The sequence below is a fragment of the Bacillus sp. HNG genome (assembly GCF_003400205.1).
Taxonomy (GTDB): Bacteria; Bacillota; Bacilli; order Bacillales; family Bacillaceae_L; genus Ferdinandcohnia.
Window position 1 is genome coordinate 701506 of record NZ_QUQV01000001.1, and the last position, 23046, is coordinate 724551.

At 34.6% G+C, this 23046-nt stretch carries 17 protein-coding genes and 1 pseudogene; 7 read left to right on the plus strand and 11 right to left on the minus strand.

Annotated features, from left to right (window positions below; genetic code table 11):
- Positions 1 to 72: 72 nt before the first annotated feature.
- The 3 genes from panF to ltaS form a co-directional block, all read right to left on the minus strand.
- A complete protein-coding gene (panF, locus tag DZB84_RS03345) occupies positions 73 to 1533 on the minus strand; it encodes a sodium/pantothenate symporter (RefSeq protein ID WP_116350821.1) in 1461 nt (486 codons plus the stop codon).
- Positions 1530 to 1817 carry a YhdT family protein gene (locus tag DZB84_RS03350; protein WP_116350822.1) on the minus strand — a complete coding sequence of 96 codons (288 nt, stop codon included), beginning with the start codon at positions 1815 to 1817 and terminating at the stop codon, positions 1530 to 1532. Before DZB84_RS03350 ends, panF begins: the two co-directional genes overlap by 4 nt.
- Before the next feature lie 117 nt (positions 1818 to 1934).
- Entirely contained in the window at positions 1935 to 3896 is a 1962-nt protein-coding gene (gene ltaS / locus DZB84_RS03355) for a lipoteichoic acid synthase (protein ID WP_116350823.1), read from the minus strand.
- 353 nt (positions 3897 to 4249) lie between these two features.
- On the opposite strand from ltaS, the gene DZB84_RS03360 reads away from it, so the two are divergent.
- Positions 4250 to 5347, plus strand: coding sequence for a metallophosphoesterase (locus tag DZB84_RS03360; RefSeq protein WP_223254363.1), 1098 nt, complete (start codon positions 4250 to 4252; stop codon positions 5345 to 5347).
- 40 nt (positions 5348 to 5387) lie between these two features.
- On the opposite strand, the gene DZB84_RS03365 is transcribed toward DZB84_RS03360, so the two are convergent.
- Both DZB84_RS03365 and DZB84_RS03370 read right to left on the minus strand, forming a co-directional pair.
- Positions 5388 to 5813, minus strand: a complete 426-nt coding sequence (locus tag DZB84_RS03365) for a DoxX family protein (RefSeq protein WP_116350824.1) — start codon at positions 5811 to 5813, stop codon at positions 5388 to 5390.
- Positions 5803 to 6468: an alpha/beta hydrolase gene (locus tag DZB84_RS03370; RefSeq protein WP_116350825.1), complete on the minus strand. Its 666-nt coding sequence runs from the start codon at positions 6466 to 6468 to the stop codon at positions 5803 to 5805. Before DZB84_RS03370 ends, DZB84_RS03365 begins: the two co-directional genes overlap by 11 nt.
- 239 nt (positions 6469 to 6707) lie before the next feature.
- Here DZB84_RS03370 and DZB84_RS03375 point away from each other — a divergent pair, with 239 nt between their 5' ends.
- Complete coding sequence (locus DZB84_RS03375) at positions 6708 to 7247, plus strand: helix-turn-helix domain-containing protein (RefSeq protein WP_116350826.1); 540 nt, start codon at positions 6708 to 6710, stop codon at positions 7245 to 7247.
- A 169-nt stretch (positions 7248 to 7416) separates the two neighbouring features.
- Positions 7417 to 8400: a GMP reductase gene (guaC, locus tag DZB84_RS03380; RefSeq protein ID WP_116350827.1), complete on the plus strand. Its 984-nt coding sequence runs from the start codon at positions 7417 to 7419 to the stop codon at positions 8398 to 8400.
- A 388-nt stretch (positions 8401 to 8788) separates the two neighbouring features.
- On the opposite strand, the gene DZB84_RS03385 is transcribed toward guaC, so the two are convergent.
- Positions 8789 to 9991, minus strand: coding sequence for an IS110 family RNA-guided transposase (locus DZB84_RS03385; RefSeq protein WP_116350828.1), 1203 nt, complete (start codon positions 9989 to 9991; stop codon positions 8789 to 8791).
- Positions 9992 to 10324: 333 nt separating this feature from the next.
- Positions 10325 to 10891 carry a DJ-1/PfpI family protein gene (locus DZB84_RS03390; protein WP_116350829.1) on the minus strand — a complete coding sequence of 189 codons (567 nt, stop codon included), beginning with the start codon at positions 10889 to 10891 and terminating at the stop codon, positions 10325 to 10327.
- Positions 10892 to 11325: 434 nt separating this feature from the next.
- On the opposite strand from DZB84_RS03390, the pseudogene DZB84_RS25535 reads away from it, so the two are divergent.
- From DZB84_RS25535 to DZB84_RS03405, 4 genes and pseudogenes are all read left to right on the plus strand, one after another.
- Positions 11326 to 11522: pseudogene (locus DZB84_RS25535) on the plus strand (phospholipase D-like domain-containing protein); the annotation flags it as partial.
- A 491-nt stretch (positions 11523 to 12013) separates the two neighbouring features.
- A complete protein-coding gene (locus tag DZB84_RS03395) occupies positions 12014 to 13495 on the plus strand; it encodes a spore germination protein (RefSeq protein ID WP_116350830.1) in 1482 nt (493 codons plus the stop codon).
- A gap of 8 nt (positions 13496 to 13503) precedes the next feature.
- On the plus strand, positions 13504 to 14598 hold the full coding sequence (locus tag DZB84_RS03400) for a GerAB/ArcD/ProY family transporter (RefSeq protein WP_116350831.1): 1095 nt from the start codon (positions 13504 to 13506) through the stop codon (positions 14596 to 14598).
- A 4-nt stretch (positions 14599 to 14602) separates the two neighbouring features.
- Complete coding sequence (locus DZB84_RS03405; protein ID WP_116350832.1) at positions 14603 to 15733, plus strand: Ger(x)C family spore germination protein; 1131 nt, start codon at positions 14603 to 14605, stop codon at positions 15731 to 15733.
- Between the two features lie 380 nt (positions 15734 to 16113).
- Here the strand turns inward: DZB84_RS03405 and DZB84_RS03410 are convergent, their stop codons facing one another.
- From DZB84_RS03410 to DZB84_RS25610, 4 genes are all read right to left on the minus strand, one after another.
- On the minus strand, positions 16114 to 19224 hold the full coding sequence (locus DZB84_RS03410; protein WP_116350833.1) for an EAL domain-containing protein: 3111 nt from the start codon (positions 19222 to 19224) through the stop codon (positions 16114 to 16116).
- A 395-nt stretch (positions 19225 to 19619) separates the two neighbouring features.
- On the minus strand, positions 19620 to 21797 hold the full coding sequence (locus tag DZB84_RS03415; protein ID WP_116350834.1) for an EAL domain-containing protein: 2178 nt from the start codon (positions 21795 to 21797) through the stop codon (positions 19620 to 19622).
- Positions 21798 to 22143: 346 nt separating this feature from the next.
- On the minus strand, positions 22144 to 22596 hold the full coding sequence (locus tag DZB84_RS25605; RefSeq protein WP_116350835.1) for a CBO0543 family protein: 453 nt from the start codon (positions 22594 to 22596) through the stop codon (positions 22144 to 22146).
- 369 nt (positions 22597 to 22965) lie between these two features.
- On the minus strand, positions 22966 to 23046 hold an 81-nt coding region (locus tag DZB84_RS25610), incomplete at its 5' end, for an IS3 family transposase (protein ID WP_142759824.1).

Genomic DNA, 23046 nt, shown 5'->3' on the forward strand with positions numbered 1-23046 from the left:
TTCACCAACCGAGAAAATTGGCTAGAGGCCGATCTATCATAAAAAAAATGACAAGCGCTTTGCACTTGTCGATTATGAAAACTTCGCATCAATATTCCGTAAATGTTCAAGGTCTTTTTCCTTCACCAGCAGGCTTACGACCACAAAACTAATAAGCGAGAAAAACACAGGCAAAACAACGGAATGCATACCAAAGGGCTCTGGATTCGTGGTATGGATCAGGATATAGCTACCTACTCCAACGATGATTGAGGAGATGGCTCCATACTTATTCCCCCTTCGCCAATATAAGCCTAGTACAACCGGCCAAATAAAGGCAGCCTCAAGCCCGCCGAACGCAAACAGATTTAACCAAATCAATAAGTCAGGGGGATTGATGGATAGAAAAAACACCAAAATACCCACGAGCCCTGTAACACTCATACTTATTCTTTTTACAGCTTGATCTGTTGCATCAGGCTTTATGTAATTTAAATACACATCCTTCACAATGGAAGAGCCTACAATTAATAATAACGAGTTAACAGTAGACATGATCGCCGCCATTGGTGCGGAAAGAACAATTCCAGCCAACCATGGGGGTAATACTTCCATGGCTAACAACGGCATAACGGTATCAGGAACTTCAATCCCTGGAATGATAGCTCTTGCAAAAACTCCTGATAAATGCATGCCAAGCATAATAAATCCAACAACAATGGTTCCGATAATCATCGCCTGGTGCATCGCTTTTGCATGACGATACGACATCGCTCTTACGGCAATTTGAGGCAACCCAACAACGCCTACCCCAACAAGAATCCAAAACGAAGATAAATAGATGGGAGTAAGAGATTGATCATGTCCAAACGGGGATATGAGATTTGGATTTTGCCCAATAAGTTCTTTGATAATGGCTGGGATTCCTCCACCTGCAATAATCGTTCCAATGAGGATAATCAACGTCCCAATAAACATGATGATGCCTTGTATCGTCTCTGTTAGAGCAACGGCACGAAAACCACCAATCGTCACATAAACTAAAATGGAAATTGCAAAAATGAATAATGAACTCGTATACGACAAGCCTGTTAAGGACTCAATTAATCTGCCTCCCCCAACCCATTGGGCAATCATGGAAGCAAATAGAAAAATGATAATACTTCCCGCTGATAGTAAAACAACCCACTTCGAGTTATAGCGCTCCTTTAAAAAGTCAATGATGGTGACAGCATTTATTTTACGGGCAACAATCGCAAATTTTTTCCCTAACACCGCTAGAACAAAATACCCTGTGACCACTTGAATCATGGCAAGAAGTACCCACCCAAGCCCAATCGTGTACGCAGCACCAGGGCCACCGATGAAACTACTTGCACTTCCATACGTCGCAACCATTGTCATAGCTAGGACAAAACCACCTAACTCACGGCTTCCTAAAAAATAATCTTGAAGAAATCCGGAGCTATTCTTTAAATGGCCTGCTGCATAAATTCCAATTATAAAAATAATCACTAGTAAACCAAGGAAAGGGATTAATACTTCCCAATTCATAACGAGTCCCCTCCCTCTTCTTCATCAAACGGTACCTCATTAAAGAACACTTTTACAAGAATAATCACCAACAAGACCACCACAATAAAACCAACAACACAACTGTAAAAAAACCAGCTTGGTAATCCTGCGATATATGTATATTCTGAAACTGGCTCTGACCCGAATCCATATGCAAAGCCAAACCACCATATGAAATTGAAAACCGCTAAACCGATTCCAAGTAATGCTTCCTTTTTAGCGACCTTATATCTGCGGTCACCCGTATGTTTATTTTTCTCCATGCCAATTTCCCCTTACTACACGTCGAATCGTGTTCTTATTTACCTATCCTGCCCCAAAATGGTGTCTGCCCATCAAAAAAGCTACCTAAGAAACATCCTTAGGTAGCTTTTTAATCATTATTCGGCTGATTCCTCACCATCAATCAAATAATTGTAATCTGAACGATTAACCGGCTCAAATCCTTGTGGTGTGTAGAATCGTAACAAGTCACCATTTACAACCTTATCAGAAGTTGCTAACTTTTCTTCTACGATGTCCTGAAGCTTTTTCGCAGTGTCTAGCTGGTCTTCTGTGATTTCAACACCTGTTGTTGAATCATAAAACTTTCCATCAACTGCGGAAATAGTTGGACTTACGAAATCACCATTACGGAATGGAATCACTTGATCATGTTGTTCAGAAAGTAAGTCTGTTCCGAATTGCATATAATCCTTCGTATCAATTCCAAGTAAGTGTAGGAGTGTTGGCAGAAGGTCAATTTGTCCACCATATTGGTGTTGAACCCCACCTTCCATACCTGGAACTCGGATGAACAATGGTACCCGTTGAAGGGAAGCACTATCAAATGGTGTAATTTCTTCTTTTTCCAGCACTTGCCTCATGGCTTTATTATGGTTTTCGGAAATACCATAATGGTCACCGTACATAATGATAATTGAATTATCGTATAAGCCTTTTTCTTTTAAATCATTGAAGAATTGCTCTAATGCTTCATCTGCATATCGAGCCGTTTGGAAATATCCATCAACAGAACGATCACCTGTTGTATGAGGCGCAATCGTTGCATCCTCTTCATTAATTTTATATGGGTAGTGATGCGTTACAGTAATAAATTTTGTATAAAACGGCTGTGGTAATGTGTCTAATAAATCTGCTGATTGCTCATAAAATGGTTTATCCATTAGTCCATATTCAGCAAGGTCTTCTGGATTCATTTGATAATAACTTGAATCAAAGAAATGATCATAACCAAATGACTTATAAATTTCATTTCGATTCCAGAAACTTCCTGAGTTTCCGTGGAATACAGCAGATGTATAACCTTCTTGTCCAAGGATTGCTGGAGCAGCTTGATATGTGTTCAAGCCTTTCGTTGTAAAAGCTGATCCTTGCGGTAAACCATATAATGAGTTTTCAAGAAGAAATTCCGCATCAGCTGTCTTACCTTGTGCAGTCTGATGGAAGAAATTATCAAAGTAAAGTGTATTTCCTTCATTCACTAATGAATTTAAGAAAGGTGTTACCTCTTCCCCGTTTAGCTTGTAATTGATTAAGAAATTTTGCATGGACTCAAGGTGAAGATAAATAACGTTCATGCCTTTACCTGCTCCAAAATATTCTGGATTTGGCTCAGCATAGTTTGCTTTTGTATAGTTAATTACTTCAATGCTATCATTACTATCCGCTAATGCTCTTTGTGTAGAAGCCTTTGTACTTTGAACTGCATCGTAAATCGTGTAGTTATACATACCTAAATATTTCACGATATAATGGCGGTCAAATCCACGTGTTAATAGCTGTGGACGATCAGCCTCTGCAAGAGTAAGGTTAACAACTGAAATTAAAATCGCAAATGCAAATAATGCAGCTACTTTTAAACCTTTCATACTACTTGCTGTCGTCTCAGTCTTCACTTTTTTAAATAAAACCAGTCCTAGAAGGACGAAAAAGTCAATAAAGAATAAGAAATCATATGGTTTTAAAAGTGAAACAACACTTCCACTCACATCACCAAAGTTCTGTGTTTGGAACAATGTTGGCAATGTAATGAAGTCACTAAAGAAACGGTAATAAACAATATTCGCGTATAAAAGGAAAGACATTAGAAAATAAAGAATGAGAAGTCGTCTATTTCTCTTTTTCTCTTTCCCTAAGAATGCTAGACCTAAAAAGAATAAAGCCGATCCAAGAGGATTCAAAATCAATAAAAAAGTCTGTAATGAATTATCAATATTTAAGTTAAATTCGGTTGATTGTGAAATGAATGTTTTAATCCAAAGCAATAACACTGCTAATAAGTAGAAGCCAAAAAAGCTAGTGAAGATATTTTGACCACGTTTTAGAAAATTCTTTTTCATGATTGCACCTACCTTCAATCTAAACAAAAATTATTTCAATAACTAAAATCGTAAAAACTATTTTACCAAGCAAATATGAACAAATTATTAACAAATGTAATTTAATTTACATAAGCGATACATTCACTTACTTTACTACGTTTCGTCAAAAAGTCAATAGTTCTAGAAAACCCCGAAATTTTCTTGCAACTTATGTATTCCCTTACACACCAGCCTGTACACCGTATTTACAAACTTTTATAAAATACGTTACATCCTTCTTATTTATGATCATTTTTTCTTTACAAAAGAAAGCAAAAACAAAGACGTAAAGATTCCTTTCAATTATACTACTATAAAAGGAATTACTTTAAATGGAAAGGGCTATTCGAACTATGTTTATTCTAGCAATTCTCCTATTTCTCTTGCTTTATAGTGGTATGAGCTTTTATTTTGGGTATATGGGATGGGTGTGGCTCAAATATTCATTTTCTTTTCGACATAAAAAGACATATACCTTAGTCATTCTGGTTTTATCCTTAACCATTTTTGTTGGTTACTCGACATCATCAGCTATTCTACAAACGATCGGGTATTATTGGCTTCTCCTCGCAGGATTTGGACTTATCCTCCTACCAATCGCTACCCTTCTCTTTTTTAGATTAAAAAAGAAAGGCATTCGTGCAATTGGATTCGTGCTACTCTCGGTGTACATCTTGATCTTTAGTTTCAGAACTTTCTATGCTTGGAGTCCTGTTGTACAAACGTATCAACTTTCGATCGACAAAAATGTCGAACGGGATCGGTTGAAAATTTTAATGGCTTCTGATTTTCACCTCGGGAGTATCGTCGGTAAAAACCATCTTGAAAAATTTGTCCATTTAGTAGAAGAAACTCGTCCAGATATTGTGTTGATCCCTGGAGATCTTATCGATGATCACATTGAGCCATTTTTGAAAGAAAACATGGGTGAGATGATGCGAAAAATCGACGCACCACTTGGCGTCTATGCCACACTTGGAAATCATGACTACTACGGGCAGGATAACAAAAAAATTGTCGAAGAAATGGAGGAGCTCGAGATTGAGGTTTTAACTGATGAAGTGACGATGATTGAAAACGAAATCTATATAATAGGAAGAAATGATGATACAGATAAAAATCGTGTCGAAATGACGAAGCTAGTTTCAACACTTGATTCATCCAAACCGATGATTATGCTCGATCATCAGCCGAATGAATTAGATGCTGCACAGGCAAACGGGATCGACATACTTCTGTCAGGACATACCCATCGTGGACAAGTCTTTCCTGGAAATCTAATCACTAACATGCTTTATGAGAATGACTACGGTTTATTGAAAAAAGGAAATATGCATTCCATCGTTTCTTCTGGATTTGGAACTTGGGGACCTCCCCTTCGACTTGGAACGAGATCTGAGGTTGTGGTGATTAATGTAGAATTCAAGTAAAAAAGCATTACCTTATTTTTAAAGGTAATGCTTTTTTTCCTTAATTAATAGAAGGTGTTGTATTTTCTTTTCCTTTAGAAATCAGTTGATCAAGAGCAAATGCCTTCGAACCTGTGATAGCAAGCATCACAGCCATTGCTAGAAACGCTAAATCTAATTCATAACCTGCCATTTGTCCATTCCCTAAAAAGCCTATTGCAAGTTTCACTTTAACAATGGCACCAACCATTACGATTGCAAATAGGATTGACACAATTCTACTAAATAATCCAAGAACTAACATAATTCCACCAACAAGTTCAATACCTGCTACGCCATATGCTAAAACACCTGGTAGTCCAATGCTGTCAAACCAACCAACCGTGTTTTCAATTCCGTCTTGAAATTTCACAAGTCCATGAATAAAAAATGTAATCCCTAACACAACTCTTATAATTAAACTACCTAATTCAATTTTATTTTCCATTTCCAATTCCTCCATTTTTTAATTCGTTCGTGATCCATTCCCTCAAATCACGATAATTTTGTAGTGATAAGGTGTGTCCTTCTGGATAGGAATGAAAGCTCACATTCGCTCCAAGCTTTTCAAAAAACTCCTTGCTCTCCACTCCCCATTGATACGGCAACACAGGGTCTTGTTGCCCATGCGAAATAAAGATTGAAAGATTTTCGACAGATTGAATGTCATATTCCTCTTTTACAAATCGAGGAATATACCCGCTCAAAGCGACAATGCCCTTAATTCTGTCTCCTAATGAAAGCCCTAAAGTCATCGAAACGATTGCTCCTTGACTGAATCCTAGTAAATAGACGTTTTCTTGATCAATCGGATAGCTTTGCGCAGTATAATCAAGAAAATGTGTGAGTTGATCAATACTCTGGTCAAATACTTCTCTGTGCGGTTTGCCATAACCTTCAATTGTAAAAAAGGCATAGCCTGGTGGTTGTGGTAATGGCCCACGAATACTAAAAATATAAAATAACTCCTCCAAGCCTTTTGTTAATGAGAGGAGATCTTGTTCATTGCTCCCCATCCCATGCATTAAAAACAACGCAGGGTATTTTTTATTCGGTTCAATTGTTGAAGGATTACGTAGTTCATAAACAAAAGGTGAATTCAATTCAAATCAGTCCTTCCTTCATCATATTTAGTTAAAGTATCCCCACAGCGTAGTATTTATATAGAAATAAAATATTCGTATGAAGAAACACGAAGGCAAAAAAAGAAAACCTCTAGGGTTTGTTTCATAATATGAATATTTGTTGTTTATAAGATAACAAGACCTATGGTAGATTGTCAACAGTTTTTTTGCTAATATAAAAATATGTTTCCTACTAGAATACAAGTGAGGTACAAATTATGGATATTGGCACTAAAATTCGCGCAATACGAAATCGCAAAAAAATAACCATCGCCCAAATGTGTGAAGGTACTGGCCTTTCCAAGGGATTCATCAGCAATGTTGAAAATAACAATACCTCTCCATCAATTAATACATTAAAAACAATTTCGGATTTCTTAGAAGTTCCGCTTCCCTACTTATTATTAGAAAAGAAGGAACATATGCGGGTTGTTCGTAAGGATGCTCGTACAAAAACATCTTTTAATCATTTACAAGTGGAACATCTCACCTCCAAGGGTGGCTTGCGCATGATGATTGTCGAATGTCCGCCAGGCGCTTCCATGGGAGAACCGAACGCTCATGAAGGAGAAGAATGTCATTTAGTCTTAAAAGGAAAAATTCTCGCGGAACAAGGAGAGGATTCCGTTGTCGTAGAAGAAGGAGACTCCTTCAGCTGGAATGCCAGTGTTCCCCATTTTGTAAAAAACATAGGAGAAACAACGGCAGTGATTTTGATCTCTGTCTATTCCGATTCAGAATTGAATGATATTTTATAGGTTTGTTTTAAGTCTGCGGAAATCGCAGGCTTTTTTTCTTTGTTAACGTTTGTTCGGCTACCATTAAGAAAAAAACTTTGACATCGTTTTAAAAATCATGTACATTATCTAATGTACGAACATTATTAAATAACAAAGAAAACAATATTCGGTTTTAGGAGTGTTTTTAATGGATAATGTATTTGATTACGAAGATATTCAATTAATCCCAGCAAAATGTATTGTAAACAGTCGTTCAGAGTGTGACACAACAGTTGAATTTGGTGGACACACCTTTAAACTTCCGGTCGTTCCTGCTAATATGCAGACCATTATAGATGAGAAAATCGCATTATTTTTAGCTGAAAATGGCTATTTCTATATTATGCACCGTTTCAACCCAGAAAAACGTGTTGGTTTTATTAAAGATATGCAATCCCGCGGGTTAATCGCCTCAATCAGCGTCGGTGTTAAGCCTGAGGAATATGCGTTCATCGAACAACTTGTTGAAGAAAACCTTGTACCAGAATTTATCACGATTGATATTGCTCACGGTCATTCAAACTCAGTCATTGAAATGATAAAGCATATTAAGGCTCACCTGCCAAAGAGCTTTGTCATCGCTGGTAACGTTGGTACTCCAGAAGCGGTAAGAGAATTAGAAAATGCTGGAGCTGACGCAACAAAGGTTGGGATTGGACCTGGTAAGGTGTGTATCACGAAAATCAAAACTGGTTTCGGAACTGGTGGCTGGCAGCTAGCAGCACTTCGTTGGTGTGCAAAAGCTGCAACAAAGCCTGTAATTGCAGATGGGGGTATTCGTACTCACGGTGATATCGCAAAATCAGTCCGCTTCGGTGCGAAAATGGTCATGATCGGTTCCCTATTCGCTGGACATGAAGAATCACCTGGTGAAACAAAAGAAGTTGAAGGTAAACTAGTGAAAGAATATTTCGGTTCCGCTTCTGAATTCCAAAAAGGCGAAAAGAAGAATGTGGAAGGTAAGAAAATCTACGTTGAGCACAAAGGCTCACTAAAAGATACACTTAAAGAAATGGAGCAAGACTTACAATCTGCTATCTCTTACTCCGGCGGAAACAAACTAGATTCCATCCGCCACGTCGACTACGTCGTCGTCAAAAACTCAATCTTCAACGGCGACCGAATTTATTAAGGACCAACGTGCTATAGGTACCTGGGGTGCCAGGGTGCCAAGGGTGCCATGGGGACGGTTCTTGTGGTCCCCTGGACTACGACACTTCTCAACTAAGCATATTTTTGAAAAGGGAACCCCCGGGTATGTTCCCTAACAGGTTCACTTGTGAGGTGCAAAACGTTAAATCACAGACAAATCACAGTATATTTCACAGTCAAAAAGGCTTAGAGTTATTTTCAACCCTAAGCCTTTTTGGTATTATCTTATAAAACTAAACCAGCTAATAGGATGTCAATATTTTTCTGTAAAATTGTTATGTACTTAATGATATACTAAAAGTGCTCATGCCAAATAACCTTCCTATTCCGTAATGGAAGGTTTTTCATGTATTGCTTAATTGTCACTTTTATTCTAAATCAAGGAAAGTTTCTTTACGTTTTAGTAAGGCATAAATCCAATGAATAAGTTTGTTTATACATGCAATCACAGCTACTTTAAAGGGCTTTCCTTCATCTCGCTTTCTATCATAGAACTCTTTTAACTTCTTATTGCGAGAGCCCCTAATTCCACAGAGAACAGCCATATATAATGCATGTCGTAACCTACTTGAACCTCTTTTGGTAATCCGATTTATCGTCGCTGTAAATTTACCAGACGAATGTACACTCGGATCAATTCCAGAGAAGGCAACCAGTTTTTTAGGATGATTAAACCTCTCAACCTCACCAATTTCGGAAAGAATCGTTGCAGCGATTTTTTTGCCAATCCCAGAGATTGATTGGATAATCTTATATTCTTCTATTTCTCCTGCCAGGGCATCTATTTGATCATCTAACTTTGCTAGATGCTCTTGGTACTGGAGAAGCATCTGAATATACATTTCAAGACTTATCAAATGACTCTGATACAATGTATTTTTAAATGGATTACGCTGTGCCGCTTCAATCAGTTTCTTCGCCCTTTCATGTGCCCAACGCTCTGAACGAGTTATACATAAACCCGCAATCTTATCTGTTAAATTACGCTCCCCAGCTTGTAACACGGATTCGGATGTTTTAAATTCCAATAAAGTATTTAAAGAGACTTTCGAATACATATCTCCGAATACACCTTTATATTCAGGGAAAACTTGATCTAATATGGCATGGAACTGTAATTTAGCTTGCACATACAGACCCGTAATTGTATCGTGTTGTCTAGTTAGATTACGAAGGTTTAAGAGTTGAATACCCCTTTTCTTATAAGGTTCCAGATCCTCTTTGTAATACAACTCACATAAGTGAAAAGCATCAATCGCATCTGTTTTCACCTTTCGCAAGCTCGATTTTTTTGCCTGATAAGACAGTAATGGATTGATCATAATATACAAGTAATTCTTTTCCTCTAAAAACTGAATTATAGGAGCGTGATAATGACCCGTTGATTCCAATATCACCGTTGGCTCCAACCCTGATTCATTTTCTACCTCTTTTAAAAAATGAAGTAAGGAATCTAAAGCCTCATTGGTGTGCGATACTTTAAAACTTTTTCTGTAAGGCTTACCCTTATCTAAAAATGCTTGGACTTGACTTTCCCCTCTTGAAACATCCAGACCAACTACTGGATTCATTATTTATCTCTTCCTCTCACAATTTATTTACCAGTAACCCCTATTCCACCTTGAAGTATCATAGCTTCGCTTGTTATACGAGATCTACGTCCCAACCAGCCTCAAACATGTTTCTACAAGTAGGGGGTGGACAGTTTAGTTGACGGGATCAATGCCCCACGCACCCGTACGTCCTACCCTGGCTACTGCTATAATAGAATCTATTAAAAAAAGGTCAACCAGTAAAAACTGGTTAACCTTATAATACGAATGCACCTGTTAGTCATCCATAAAGCAGAGATTCACCACAGAAAATAAAATTTATTTACGTTCTTTCAGGATAGATTAATAACATTACTTTGTAAAAGATAAGCCCTTTCCAACAGGTTGAATTGAATTTATTACTGCTTCTCCTACTTTCTTACTTATCAATCTTTCAATTATCCATCCAACTAAATATTGTACGGCTAAGCAACCAGCCGCAGTTGCGATATTTTTTTCAACAATAAATGATTCTTCGACAACGGTAACATTAAATTTTTGTAATTCCTTTTTCGCTGTTGGGTAAGTGGTTGCAGTCATACCGTCTAATAAACCAAGAGCTCCTAAAATAAGTGCTCCAGAACACATAGAACCTACTAACTGTTTCGATGGATTTATTTTTAGTCTTTTAAGATAATTTTCATCCTTATATAGTCTCCTCGTACCTGGACCACTGGCAAATAAAATTGCATCTGCATTTCTTAGTTCATCAATAGATGAATGGATTGGAACTGTAAGACCAGTAACCGAACTATGAGTTTCTTTAGTCCCATAAATTTGAACATTCCATTCAGGATGATTAACACGATTTAATATGTCCCAAGGTAAAAAAACATCAATATCCGTAAAATCATCAAATGCAACAATAGCGACTTCCATTAAATCTTCTCCCTCTCCTTATAAAGGATAATTTTTTTTGTTAAACTAACCTACACCGTTTGTAGAATAAATTCAACAAAAAAGTGCATTAATCCTTCTTGGATCAACGCACCCGTAAGTTAAGCGAAAACCTTCACATTACCTTAACAATATCAAATCCCTTAATATATAGGGGCATATCAAAAAGACGCCTCCGATTGCTGAAGATCATTGCTTAAATCTTATTCAAGATAAGTTAGCAATAGGTAAGCATTTGATGTTATCTTCAGCTTTTCCCTGCTCCACACGGAACGTGACAGTTTCCCGTCATCCGCGTTACATCTAACTGTCCATTATAGTTTATGAGTTCCATGTTACTTAAAGTTTGGTCTACTTAATGGGTTCCAAACTCAATATTTCACGGTAATTAATTATTTTATTCATTATTGACGTTGAATAACCGGGATCATTGTAAGATTGTCGTTATCGATAATATGGAAGCTTTTACTGGTGGTATTAATGTTGGGGATAATATACTGGATTAAAGCCCGACGTAGGATACTGGCGTGATACCCATGTAAGAATTGTGGGTGAAGCCTCAGTTGACTTGCAAAGGCTCTTCGAAGCTCATTGGAATAGCTCTGTACCAGAACCGAGCGCATTGTTGAACAGGGTGCTCGCGTGCTTTCTCCATTATTATAAGTTGATGAATCTTATTTTTTTGTTCTATGCTTAAATCTAGATTTAACAAATTTTTGTTTTAAAAATATTTCTGTTTTTTTATAAAAAAGGCTAAAACCCGTGTTATAAGAACTTCCAACATGGGTTTTTTTCTTATTTACGATGGAAATTCATTACTAAAAAACAGAAATGCTAAAAAGGCAGATCAAAGAGGTTGAAATTAAAAATATCTGTTACCTTTAGACTAACCATGGAGAGACACTTAATTCTGCCTTCTGGAATGGGTGGTCTGAATTTCTTAGATTGGAAATAGAGGTTATTAGATACCTTACTTAATCTAGACACAATAATGGTTTAAGCTGTCCATGATGATGAAATAGTTTACTGTCCTTCAATCCATATTCTGTATAAATTAATTGTTTTTACAGACACTATTAAAAACGGTTGAAGGATATGTTAATCATGACAGAAATGCATAATAATGATAACTTCCCAGGTTATGAAAAAATTAAATCGATTCTTAATGAATCACCCGACTTGAAGTGTCGAAAGATTGAAGCTGGACAAGAGGGGATTCATATTATTTTCATGAAGAATTTAATTAAACCAGAGATTCTAAATGAATATGTCATTAAATACATGGAAGAACTTTCTGTAGAATGCTTACATTACACCTATTTAATGAAAAACATACCTATAGAAGAAATAAAGGTAAATATAGAGGAACAAGAGGTAATCTCTTCCCTATTAAATGGATTTGCTTATATTTATTTCTTAGACGAGAAAAAGGGATTCATTGTGAACTGCGCAAATCCCATTGAACGCTCTATTGAGAAAGCAGAAACAGAATCGTTAGTATATGGACCTAAAATTTCGTTTACTGAATCATTAACTTCTAACATTAAGATAATAAGACAAAATCTAAAAGATAAGAATTTGTGCACAGATGAAATAAAAATTGGGGTTCGCGTTCAAAAGCAAGTTAGAATTGTATATATAAAAGATATTGCGAACGATGACACTCTTCAGACACTAAAAGACAGGATTAATCAATTAAAATCGGAAAATATAATTGACAGTTCCGTTTTGGCTCAATGCCTTGAAGATAATCATTACTCTTTACTTCCACAATTTATTTTAACGGAACTTCCCGATCGGTTCATCTATTCGATTTTAAACGGCAGAATTGGAGTTTTTTTAGATGGTAGCCCAGTAGCCATTATTGGGCCTGCTAATTTTTTCTCATTTTTCGAATCAACAGAAGATAACTATTTGAGATGGTCTTTAAGTACATTTATTCGTTTTATCCGATTATTTGCTATGGTAGGTTCTCTATTTTTAACAGCCATATATGTGGCTGCCATGACTTATCATTTTGAACTTATACCATCTAAATTGTTATTTATCATTGGACAATCACGTTCACAAGTTCCTTTTCCACCCTTATTAGAAGCACTCTTACTAGAATTTTTAATTGAATTACTTAGAGAAGCTGGGGCCCGCCTTCCTTCAAAAGTAGGACAAACAATGGGAATTGTAGGAGGAATTGTTATTGGTCAAGCAACGGTTGAGGCAGGGTTAACTAGCAATATTTTAATTATCATTGTTGCATTTAGTGCATTAGGAGCATTTTCGGCACCTATTTATGAAATGGGCACTGCTGTCAGAATTGCTAGATTTCCATTCATTATTTTAGCAGGTGTTTGGGGGTTAAACGGAATCATTGTCGGTATATGTATTCTAATGGTTCACTTGTTAAAATTAACTTCTTTAAATAAACCTTATCTTGCCCCTCTATATCCGCTAAGAATGAAAGATTTGAAATATTTTTTAATACGTCTCCCCCATCATTTTTATATACGACGACCGTTAGTAAATCGAACAAAAGACTCCATTCGCCTAAAGGAACGATTAAAAAATTCACCAGATTTAGATGAATTTTGAGGTGCAAAATGAAATCAAATATACGTTTTGTTAACGCCTTTATGGCATTTTTTATCATACACACTTCGCAAATTGGTATGGGGATTCTTGGAGTTCCAAGAATTATATATCTAGAATCAAAAAAAGATGCTTGGATCTCCATTTTACTTTCTGGTTTATTCGTTAGCTTAATTACATGGATAATAATATCTATCCTAAATAAAAATGAAGGTGGTACTCTATTCGAAATTCATGATCATATTTTTGGACGCTTGATTGGTAGTATTTTAAACTTCGTTATTGTCATTTACTATATTGCCGTCCATTATTCGATTACCATTAGTTATGTCGAGTTGTCACTAACATGGGGATATGAAGGCGTTTATGAATGGGTCGGGGTATTGGCTTTATTAATGATAACCATTTATGCTGTATCAGGCGGATTTAGAGTAGTGACCGGTGTTTGCTTCTTATCCTTTTTATTGACTATATGGCTGCTATTTGTTGTTTACCAACCTCTTCAAACCATAAACTTAACAAGGATTTTACCTATAATGACGACAACTCCTTCAGAAATGATGAAAGGAGTTTTCAAGAGCAGTTATACAATGTTAGGTTTCGAGACGTTACTTTTTATTTTTCCATTTATAAAGGAGAAAAATAAACTTCAGCTTTTTAGTCAAATAGCAGTCTGGTTTACGACCATTCTTGTTTTAATAACAACTGTAGTTTCTATTTTATTTTTTAGCGCTAAAGAATTAGAGAAGAATGTATGGCCTGTTGTCAGCATGATTAGCACTGTCCATTTTCCATTTATTGAACGTTTTGAATTTGTTGCGGTTCCATTATGGATTTTAGTTATTTTTCCAAACCTATGTATCACTCTATATATTTCTTCCAAGGGTATTAAACAGATTTTTCATATAAAACAAAAATATGGAATATGGCTCATCTCCATTATCCTTTTTATCTGCAGTTTTTTAATTACGAAAAGAGTAGATAATAATTATTTTTTTGATCAAATTGGCAAAACTGGATTTTTTCTCTGGTTTATCTATCCAATTTTCTTGTATGTAATCATCTTTATAAGATCAAAAATCAATGCTCGTTCCAGACGGAGTTGAAAGAATGAAGAAAATTGTTATTCTGCTGTGTTCTCTTCTTTGTACTGCATGCATGGCCCCTGAAAAAACAATAGAAATGCAAGGGATTTCAACGATTATTGGTTATGACTTGCTTGAAGACAATACATACAAAGGCACTATCAGTTTGTTACAATTTGACCGACAAGAAGAAAGGACCAGTGTAACCCTTTCAGCTGAAGGAACGACTAGTAAACAAATCAGACAAAAACTAGAGGAACAAACAAGCCATGACATTACGTCTGGTCAATTAAGGACCATACTATTTAATAAAAATATGGCAGAAACAGTAGGAATTACTTCTTTTCTGGATACAATGCAACGAGATAGTAGTATCAGTTCTTTAATCTTTTTGGCCATTACCGATAATGCTGAGGAGACAATTAACAATACAAACTATGAAGAATATCCCGAAATGGGATCCTATATCTATCAACTATTGGATAAACACGAAAAGAAAGAAATGTTAGTCAACTCCAACTTACATGATTTTATTACTACACTATATGAAATAGGTATTGATCCTACACTACCCATGATTAAAAATGCAAATGGGGTAGCACCTTCTATAGGTGGTGTTGCATTATTCAAAGATGATAAAATTGTGGGGTCTATTTCGTTAATAAACACCTTTTACCTAAAATTATTCACAAATAATAATGCATTTTTAGGTGATATAACGGTAGAGATTCCTGCTGATGAATTAGAGAAAAGAGGTATGACAAAACTCAACCTTCCTAAAAGTGATATTTATAAGATTACACTTCATCCAATAAAGTACAAAGGAAACATTGAAATAAAGAACGAAGAATTTGTTCATTTAAATGCAACGATATCCGTTTCAACATTAGAATTTCAACCCACTACATCTTTGAATAATAAAGAAACACTAAACAAAATGGAGCAATTAATTAGTGAAGCCCTAAACAAAGAATTTGATTATATACTTGAGGAATTAAAAAATTTTAATACGGATCCCATTGGCATCGGAAGAAAAATAAGAAGTGTAAGAAAATATTCCCATTTAACTGAAAGAGATTTAAGGCAAAATTACCCAACACTAAAGATAAAACCAAAAATAAAGGTGGAAATTAAACGAACAGGAGCAGTTGATTAACAGGTTTTTAAGAACAAAATCGCTAACGCCACATAAACACGGCCCAAGTGTTGATTATTCACTGGGCCGTTGTTTCGCTTGTTGCATGGGACCATTGCAAAAAGGACAGACTACTTCAACTTGTGAAGAAGTTGCATGAAAATGAAAAGTAATTCCTTAGTTTAAAAGTTGAAAATCTAAAAGAATCTCCTAAACGTAGATATATAAGTAAGCGTAAAATAGGCACTGGTTTGATTTGTTCAGCTAAAATATGGATGAAGTTCCCTATTTTCTGAAGAAGGACTTTTATTTAATCGTTTGATGGTAAACGGCAAAGAATCCCCACCTGTATGTCAGATGGGGATTTAGTTATAGATAACTGGTTAATATGGTTTAATTTATTAGGTTTCTTTCGATTGACAATTTTTTACTGGTAACCGAACTTCAACTGTAGTTCCTGCATTTTCTTTACTTTTTATATTTATTGACCCGTTATGTTCCCGAACAATTCTAAAACATATCATTAAACCTAAACCTGTACCCTTTTCTTTATTACTATAGAACGGCTCACCTAATTTCTGAACTCGCTCCTTACTTATCCCTATTCCATTATCGATTATTTTTATTAGGATATTTTTCCCTTCTATACTGCCTTGGATTTTTACAAACCCATTTTTAGGAATTGCTTCAATACTATTTTTAATGATATTAATGAAAACTTGTTTTATTTGGTTTGAATCACACATAATCTGAGGAAGATCTTGTTTATTCTCTTGGAAAATTTCTACGTTTTTCAAATTTGCTTCTGGTTTTAATAAAGTCTCAACTTCTTTAAGTATATTTTTAATACTAACCTTTTTTAATTGAATTTCTTTTGGTTTGGCAAGATTAATAAATTCTTCAAGAATTTCCTCAACTTGTTTAAACTCTCTGGAAATTACTTCGAAAAATTCTTTCTTCGTGATTCCTTCCTCTAAAAGTTGAATGAATCCTTTTATAGAAGTTATAGGATTTCTAACTTCATGTGCAACACCTGCAGCTAGTTGACCCACAACCGCTAATTTCTCTGATTTTGAGAGTTGTTCTTCCATTTCCCTTTTTTCCGTAATATCTCTTCCCACTAGTATAAAATGTTCTGGAGCGCCATTCTCTCCAAGGACTGGGGTACCTAGTCCTTCAATTAATAACGATTTTCCATCAACGTTCTCAAAACGAGCTTCCATCCTTAATGGATTCATAGTGTTTAATACTTTTTCAAATTCCATCATTACGCTTTGCTTGTCATCAGGATGAATTAAATCAAACGATCTTTTACCTATATATGATTTTAATGGGTTACCCAATACATTTCCAAGGGAAGGTGATGCATACTGTATCGTTCCATTTATATCTAATAACATTATTATGTCCGTCATGTTTTCAGAAATCAGCCGATATTTAGCCTCGCTTTCTTGTAAAGCTTTCTCCACTTTTTTACGTTTCGTTATATCTATACATGAACCTATGACTTGTACTACTTCTCCAGCTTTTTTAATAGGACGTAAAGTTGTAAGATAATTAATTCCATTTAGCTCTCCCTCATAAGTAACAAATTCCTCTCCTTCCCACGCCTTCTTATAGTAGGCAGTTTTATCGAGGGCAGTTCTATAAGGAAGAAAATCAGCCAATTCTTTTCCGATCACTTGAGAAGGAATCATTCCAAGACGGTATAATAACTCCCCGTCACATTGTGTATGAATAAATCGTTCATTCATTTTTTTATACTTAAATATCATCCCTTGCTGCAAACGAATCGTATCGTGTAACTCTCTTTGGGATGATTCCAATAATTCTTTCAATAACAATTGTTGGTTTATATCTTTAGGGATTCCATGTTCTTCAACTATTTTTTCTATTTCAAACCGTTTTTCTTGTAATTGGAATGCAGTTAAGGGCTTACTTAAAAAATTTCCTTGTCCTTCATCACATAAATGTTGCTGCAGAAAAACTAATTGTTCTTTTGTTTCTATCCCTTCAGCTACTACAATCAAATTTAAATTATGAGCCATTGAGATAATGGTTTTAACTATAGTTTCATCATTTGGGTTGTTTCGAAGTTCATTAAGGAAAGACTTGTCCATTTTTAATCTATCAACAGGAATGTTTTTTAAATAACTTAATGAACTGAAACCTGTACCAAAATCATCGATACTAATATGGACTCCAATCTTTTTAAGCTGTTGTAATATTGAAATTGTACGGTCAATATCAATTGTCATACTTTCAGTAATCTCAATTTCTAAAAAGTGAGGTTCTAATCCTGTTTTGTGAAGAATGGATTCAATGGTATCAATAATAGTAGTCTGATTAAATTGAATAGCTGATAAATTGACGGAAACAACTGTTGAAAAACCTTGTTGCTGCCAAGTTTTATTTTGTTTACACGCAGCATTCAAAACCCATTCTCCAATTGGTAAAATTAATCCTGTCTCTTCAGCAATAGGTATAAATGTTTCTGGCGATACCATTCCCCATTCTAGATGGTCCCAACGAATCAATGCCTCGACACCCACAATTTTCCCCGTATTTAAATTGATTTTAGGTTGATAGTGAAGTAGTAACTGATTATTTTCTATCGCCTTGTGGAGCTCTAACTCTAATGTTAAAGCGTCTACTCTTCCTTCATTCTCATCAAAGGTGTAAAACTTATATTTATTTCTACCCTCTTTTTTCGCCTTATACATTGAATTTTCTGAATGTTTTATTAATAATTCTTCACTTTGCCCATCCTTAGGAAACTGGCTAACCCCAACGCAGATTGAAATTTTTATGTCAAACCCATTTACACAAAATGGACTTGAAAATGATTCAATTATTCGTTCAATCACAGATGAAATTTCATGATCATCAAGGTTTTCCAACGTTAGAAGAAATTCATCACCAGAGTAACGAGCTATGAAACCAAATTGAATTATTATTTCCTCAATTTGTCTCGAGATTTGTTTTAATACCAAATCACCTACTCCATGACCATATGTATCATTTACATTTTTAAAATTATTAATATCAATAAATAAAACAGCAAATGAGCCATCAATAGATTGTGATTTTATCTTGCGTTTTAAGTATTTATTAAAGTAAAAACGGTTAGGTATTTCTGTTATAACGTCGTAATTAGCTAGAAAATTAATTTTTTGAAACTCTTTCTTTTTTTCTGTAATATCTCTAAAAAGTACAGACAAGCCTTCACTAGAAGGAAATACCCTTATTTCATACCATCTATTATTAAAAAACTCTTCAAATTCTACAGGTACTTGTTCTGACAATGCCCTTTCATATCGTGATACAAATTTACGCAAGTCACTGTGTGGTAATACATCATGAATATATTGCCCAATTGCATTTTCTCGTTTAATTTGTAAAAGTTTTTCTGTAACATTATTTATATATTCAAATTTTAATTCATTATTTAACGAATAAAATCCATCGGATACTCGCTCCAAAATATCCTTAGTATTGGTTATAGGACTCAATGGTGATCTCCTTTCGTTAGGACCTAAAAAAAGGAACTAAATTATTCACTAATATATTATACAGTTATTTCCATTCAAACGACAAATTTAATATAATACATCGATATTCGTAAAACACCTTGAGCTTTCATCCATTATTAATCCCTTTTTGAAGAGTGTACCTAGCATCATGGTATTTTTCGCTCTACAACTAAAGCTTCGTTAGCCCAACAAGAAAAAGCTGCTCAGTTAATGGCAGCTTGATTTTTAACTCTTGCACCAATTAGTTGAATAAGGAACTGAATCTCACCAAATTCTTTTCGATTTTTATTTCATTCAGGTTTAATTGATTTTTTGCATTGTGCTTGGACTAAAGTGTTATGTTTACTAATTTTCTCACCTTTACTGAGATACTATCACGTTGTGCTATTTTTATTTATTTGATTTTTGATATAACTATATTTATTTGATTGAACTTGTCTGCAATTTGGAACAAGAGGATTTGTCCTAATTTTTAATGAAAGATTATTTAATGTTTTTGCTAGAAGTTCCCGTTCCGATTCAGATATAAGAAATTCTACCCCATAACGATATATACTTTCTTCATTTTCTTCCTTCCAAACTATACGCCCTGTTAAATTAAATACTTCACCTAGAATCTCTACTTCAAACTCATAAATAATATCATGATTAACAGAAAGAAGGAGATGGGATAAGAACCGAAGTCCACCAAGTCCGATATCTTCAACTAAAATCTCGGTACGCCCTAATTGAATATCCTTATTTTTAAACTTTATGATAGTCATTTGTGAACTCATAGGGAAATATAGCTCTACTCTGAAATAATTTCGTTTATTTTCGGAGTAACTTTGTTTTTCCAATTTTGGCTTTATTACTCTATTTCTTAACATTATTAATAAATCCGAGACAGGAACTGGTTTACTGAAAATATAGCCTTGAATTTCATCACATTCTTGCTGTTTTAAAAACTGTAGTTGTTCAGGAGTCTCAACACCTTCAGCTACTACACTCATACCTAACCCGTGTGCTAGTTGAATAATGGACTTTACAACAGTTGAATTAGAACTATTAACGGATACATCTTCAATAAATGATTTGTCTATTTTTAACACATGTATCTTATATCTAGTTAGATAGGATAGAGAGGAATAACCTGTCCCGAAATCATCCAAAGATACTCTTACGTTCAAATTATTAAGCTCATTTATGGTTTTCTCAACAAGACTCTGGTTATCTAAAATTGAAGTTTCAGTTATTTCAATTTCTAACCAATTTCCTTCTAATTTAGTTTCCTCTAATAGCCTCGTTATGTTCGGAACAAAATCAGCAGAGATAAATCGATTAGCAGAAATATTTATTGAAATAGGTATTAGATTCAAGCCTTCATTTTGCCAGGAATTTAGAAATAGACACACTTTTCTTGCAACCCAATTTGAGAGGGAGTGAATCAATCCTGTTTCTTCCGCAATGGGTATTATATCAGCAGGTGTTAACATTCCCCAATCTGGATGATTCCATCGAATTAATGCTTCAGCACCTATTATTTCACCTGTACTCACTTTTACTTTTGGTTGGAAATGTAATTCTAACTTGTTCTCATTAATTGCTTTTCGTAAATCAGTTTCTAACGACAACCTTTTGTAACTATAAATATCCATTATTGGATTATATTCTTCTGCCTTACTTTTCCCCATATCTTTGGCATGATTAACTGCTATATCTGAATTCTTCATTAAGGTTTTGCAATCTTCACCATGTTGAGGAAATACACTAATTCCTATACTTACAGTTACAAACAATTCATAATCATCGACAATAAAGGGTTCTTCTTTTACTTTTGTGATAATTTTTTCAGAAATAGTATAAATTTGTTCTTTTTCAATCGTATTGCTTAATATAACTGCGAATTCATCCCCACCAAGTCTTGCTATGAAACCCTGACTACTAATGATTCGAACCAATCGTTCAGCAAACTGTAAAATAAATTTCTCACCAACTATGTGACCCAGTGTATCATTTATATATTTAAACCTATCTACATCCATGTAAATTAAAGCGAATGATTGCTTATTACCTTTTGATTTCTCAATTAATTCATTTAATTTTTTCTCTAATAAAATCCGATTTGGAAGATTTGTTAAAACGTCATAAAATGCCAAATTTTCAATTGTTTGTTCATAAGATTTTCGCTCTGTAATATTAATTGCATATCCAATTATTCCTTCATCAGTTGGAATAACTCTTACCTCTAGCCATTCTTTTGTTGGTTCATAATAATCTTCAAACGTAACTGTAACTCTTTCTTCCATAGCTTTATGGTAAAAGTTATAAAACTTAGTACCCACCGCCTGCGGGAGTACCTTCCATATGTTTTGTCCTATAAGTTCTTTTCTCTCTTTATTTACGTACCTCTCCATCTCTTTGTTTGTATATATAATCTTCCACTTACGATCTATTATAAAAAAACCATTTGTTATATTATCCAGAATCGTTTCACTTGGTGGTAAATAAGTGACATTATCCTTGCGTTCTAAATTCACACTGGTAAGATATGATTTATTAAATAATTTCATGTATCCACAACCCTTTTCCAAACTTTTCGACACTATTTGACAATATTTTATCACAAACGACACCAGTTAAGAATAACTCCTATTAACTTTCTCTGAATTCAGCATTAATATTATGATTTGAATAATAAAAGTATAGAACTGCGCGGTTTAGTATGTTTTTTTTCAATAAGACAAAAAATATGAAGCTGACTCAAAGTTAAGTGACGACCCTTTTGCGTCATTTTTTTTATTTTTGGCTGTGTTAAATAACTATGTTGATAATTCAACAAAATTAAACGCTTAGATTGATTCCAAGCGTCTACAATGTGTTTTTGCACCCGTTAATTGAAAAGAAATTGCGACTTTATTATTGAGTTTCTCTTCTATCCGCAGTGTAGTCTAATACGAAATAAAGGATGTACATTGAAATAAAGTAAGCCACCGCCGAATATATTATATTCCATTCACCATAATGTAAAATGCTAATACAAACTGCATACAACTCAAGTAATACAAGAATGCATGTCCAACACAAGATATATATAAATTTCTTAATGGTATTAGATTTCAGGGGAAAATAATTAAAAATAATAACCAGTACAGCAATTTCACCAAGGACTACAACTAGGTACAACAACTCTATTTGTTCTTTATCAAAATACCAGTAAAGATTGTACTTTAAATCTAGATAAAGATCAGTTACAAAATTCATTAACAATGCAAACTGTATTGTAGCTAATAACTCGTGCCTTGTTCTTTTTCTAGGCATTTTTAGAGCAACTAAGAAAACTAATATAACAGTTACTGTAAATAGCTTCATCAAGAGGAACACCTCGTTTTAAAAAACAACAATATCAACCCTATTATCATTATTTTATCGATGAATTATTCTTCTTTAACTACCCTTCCCCTTTAGTGGAGGAACGATAAACTTTCGCGTAAAAGGAATTTTTAAAGTTTTCCATTAAACAAAAAAACGACTTAATGACGGTCTTAGAATTCTTTTAGAATTAGATTAACGGAACTTTCACACCTTCCAATAATAATTTCATACCCTGTGATTTATTATGTGAATTAAGATGAAATGAGCGATTGAAATTCGCCAAAATGTTGATAAATAAATAAAAAACGCACTGTGAATTTTGAACTGCCCCCTGTCAAGTAGACAGTGGAAATAATAAAAAATGACCTAAGCGGCTTTAGCTCTATATTCCATAGGGCTGAGGCCGTTTAGTCGTTTTTGATATCTATTGTGATTATAGAAATAAAT

Bases quoted from the DNA above. Each gene is read 5' to 3' on its own strand.
- panF (WP_116350821.1), bottom strand. From the start codon at position 1,533: ATGAATTGGGAAGTATTAATCCCTTTCCTTGGTTTACTAGTGATTATT.
- DZB84_RS03350 (WP_116350822.1), bottom strand. From the start codon at position 1,817: ATGGAGAAAAATAAACATACGGGTGACCGCAGATATAAGGTCGCTAAA.
- ltaS (WP_116350823.1), bottom strand. From the start codon at position 3,896: ATGAAAAAGAATTTTCTAAAACGTGGTCAAAATATCTTCACTAGCTTT.
- DZB84_RS03360 (WP_223254363.1), top strand. From the start codon at position 4,250: ATGGAAAGGGCTATTCGAACTATGTTTATTCTAGCAATTCTCCTATTT.
- DZB84_RS03365 (WP_116350824.1), bottom strand. From the start codon at position 5,813: ATGGAAAATAAAATTGAATTAGGTAGTTTAATTATAAGAGTTGTGTTA.
- DZB84_RS03375 (WP_116350826.1), top strand. From the start codon at position 6,708: ATGGATATTGGCACTAAAATTCGCGCAATACGAAATCGCAAAAAAATA.
- guaC (WP_116350827.1), top strand. From the start codon at position 7,417: ATGGATAATGTATTTGATTACGAAGATATTCAATTAATCCCAGCAAAA.
- DZB84_RS03385 (WP_116350828.1), bottom strand. From the start codon at position 9,991: ATGAATCCAGTAGTTGGTCTGGATGTTTCAAGAGGGGAAAGTCAAGTC.
- DZB84_RS03390 (WP_116350829.1), bottom strand. From the start codon at position 10,891: ATGGAAGTCGCTATTGTTGCATTTGATGATTTTACGGATATTGATGTT.
- DZB84_RS03395 (WP_116350830.1), top strand. From the start codon at position 12,014: ATGACAGAAATGCATAATAATGATAACTTCCCAGGTTATGAAAAAATT.
- DZB84_RS03400 (WP_116350831.1), top strand. From the start codon at position 13,504: ATGAAATCAAATATACGTTTTGTTAACGCCTTTATGGCATTTTTTATC.
- DZB84_RS03405 (WP_116350832.1), top strand. From the start codon at position 14,603: ATGAAGAAAATTGTTATTCTGCTGTGTTCTCTTCTTTGTACTGCATGC.
- DZB84_RS03415 (WP_116350834.1), bottom strand. From the start codon at position 21,797: ATGAAATTATTTAATAAATCATATCTTACCAGTGTGAATTTAGAACGC.
- DZB84_RS25605 (WP_116350835.1), bottom strand. From the start codon at position 22,596: ATGAAGCTATTTACAGTAACTGTTATATTAGTTTTCTTAGTTGCTCTA.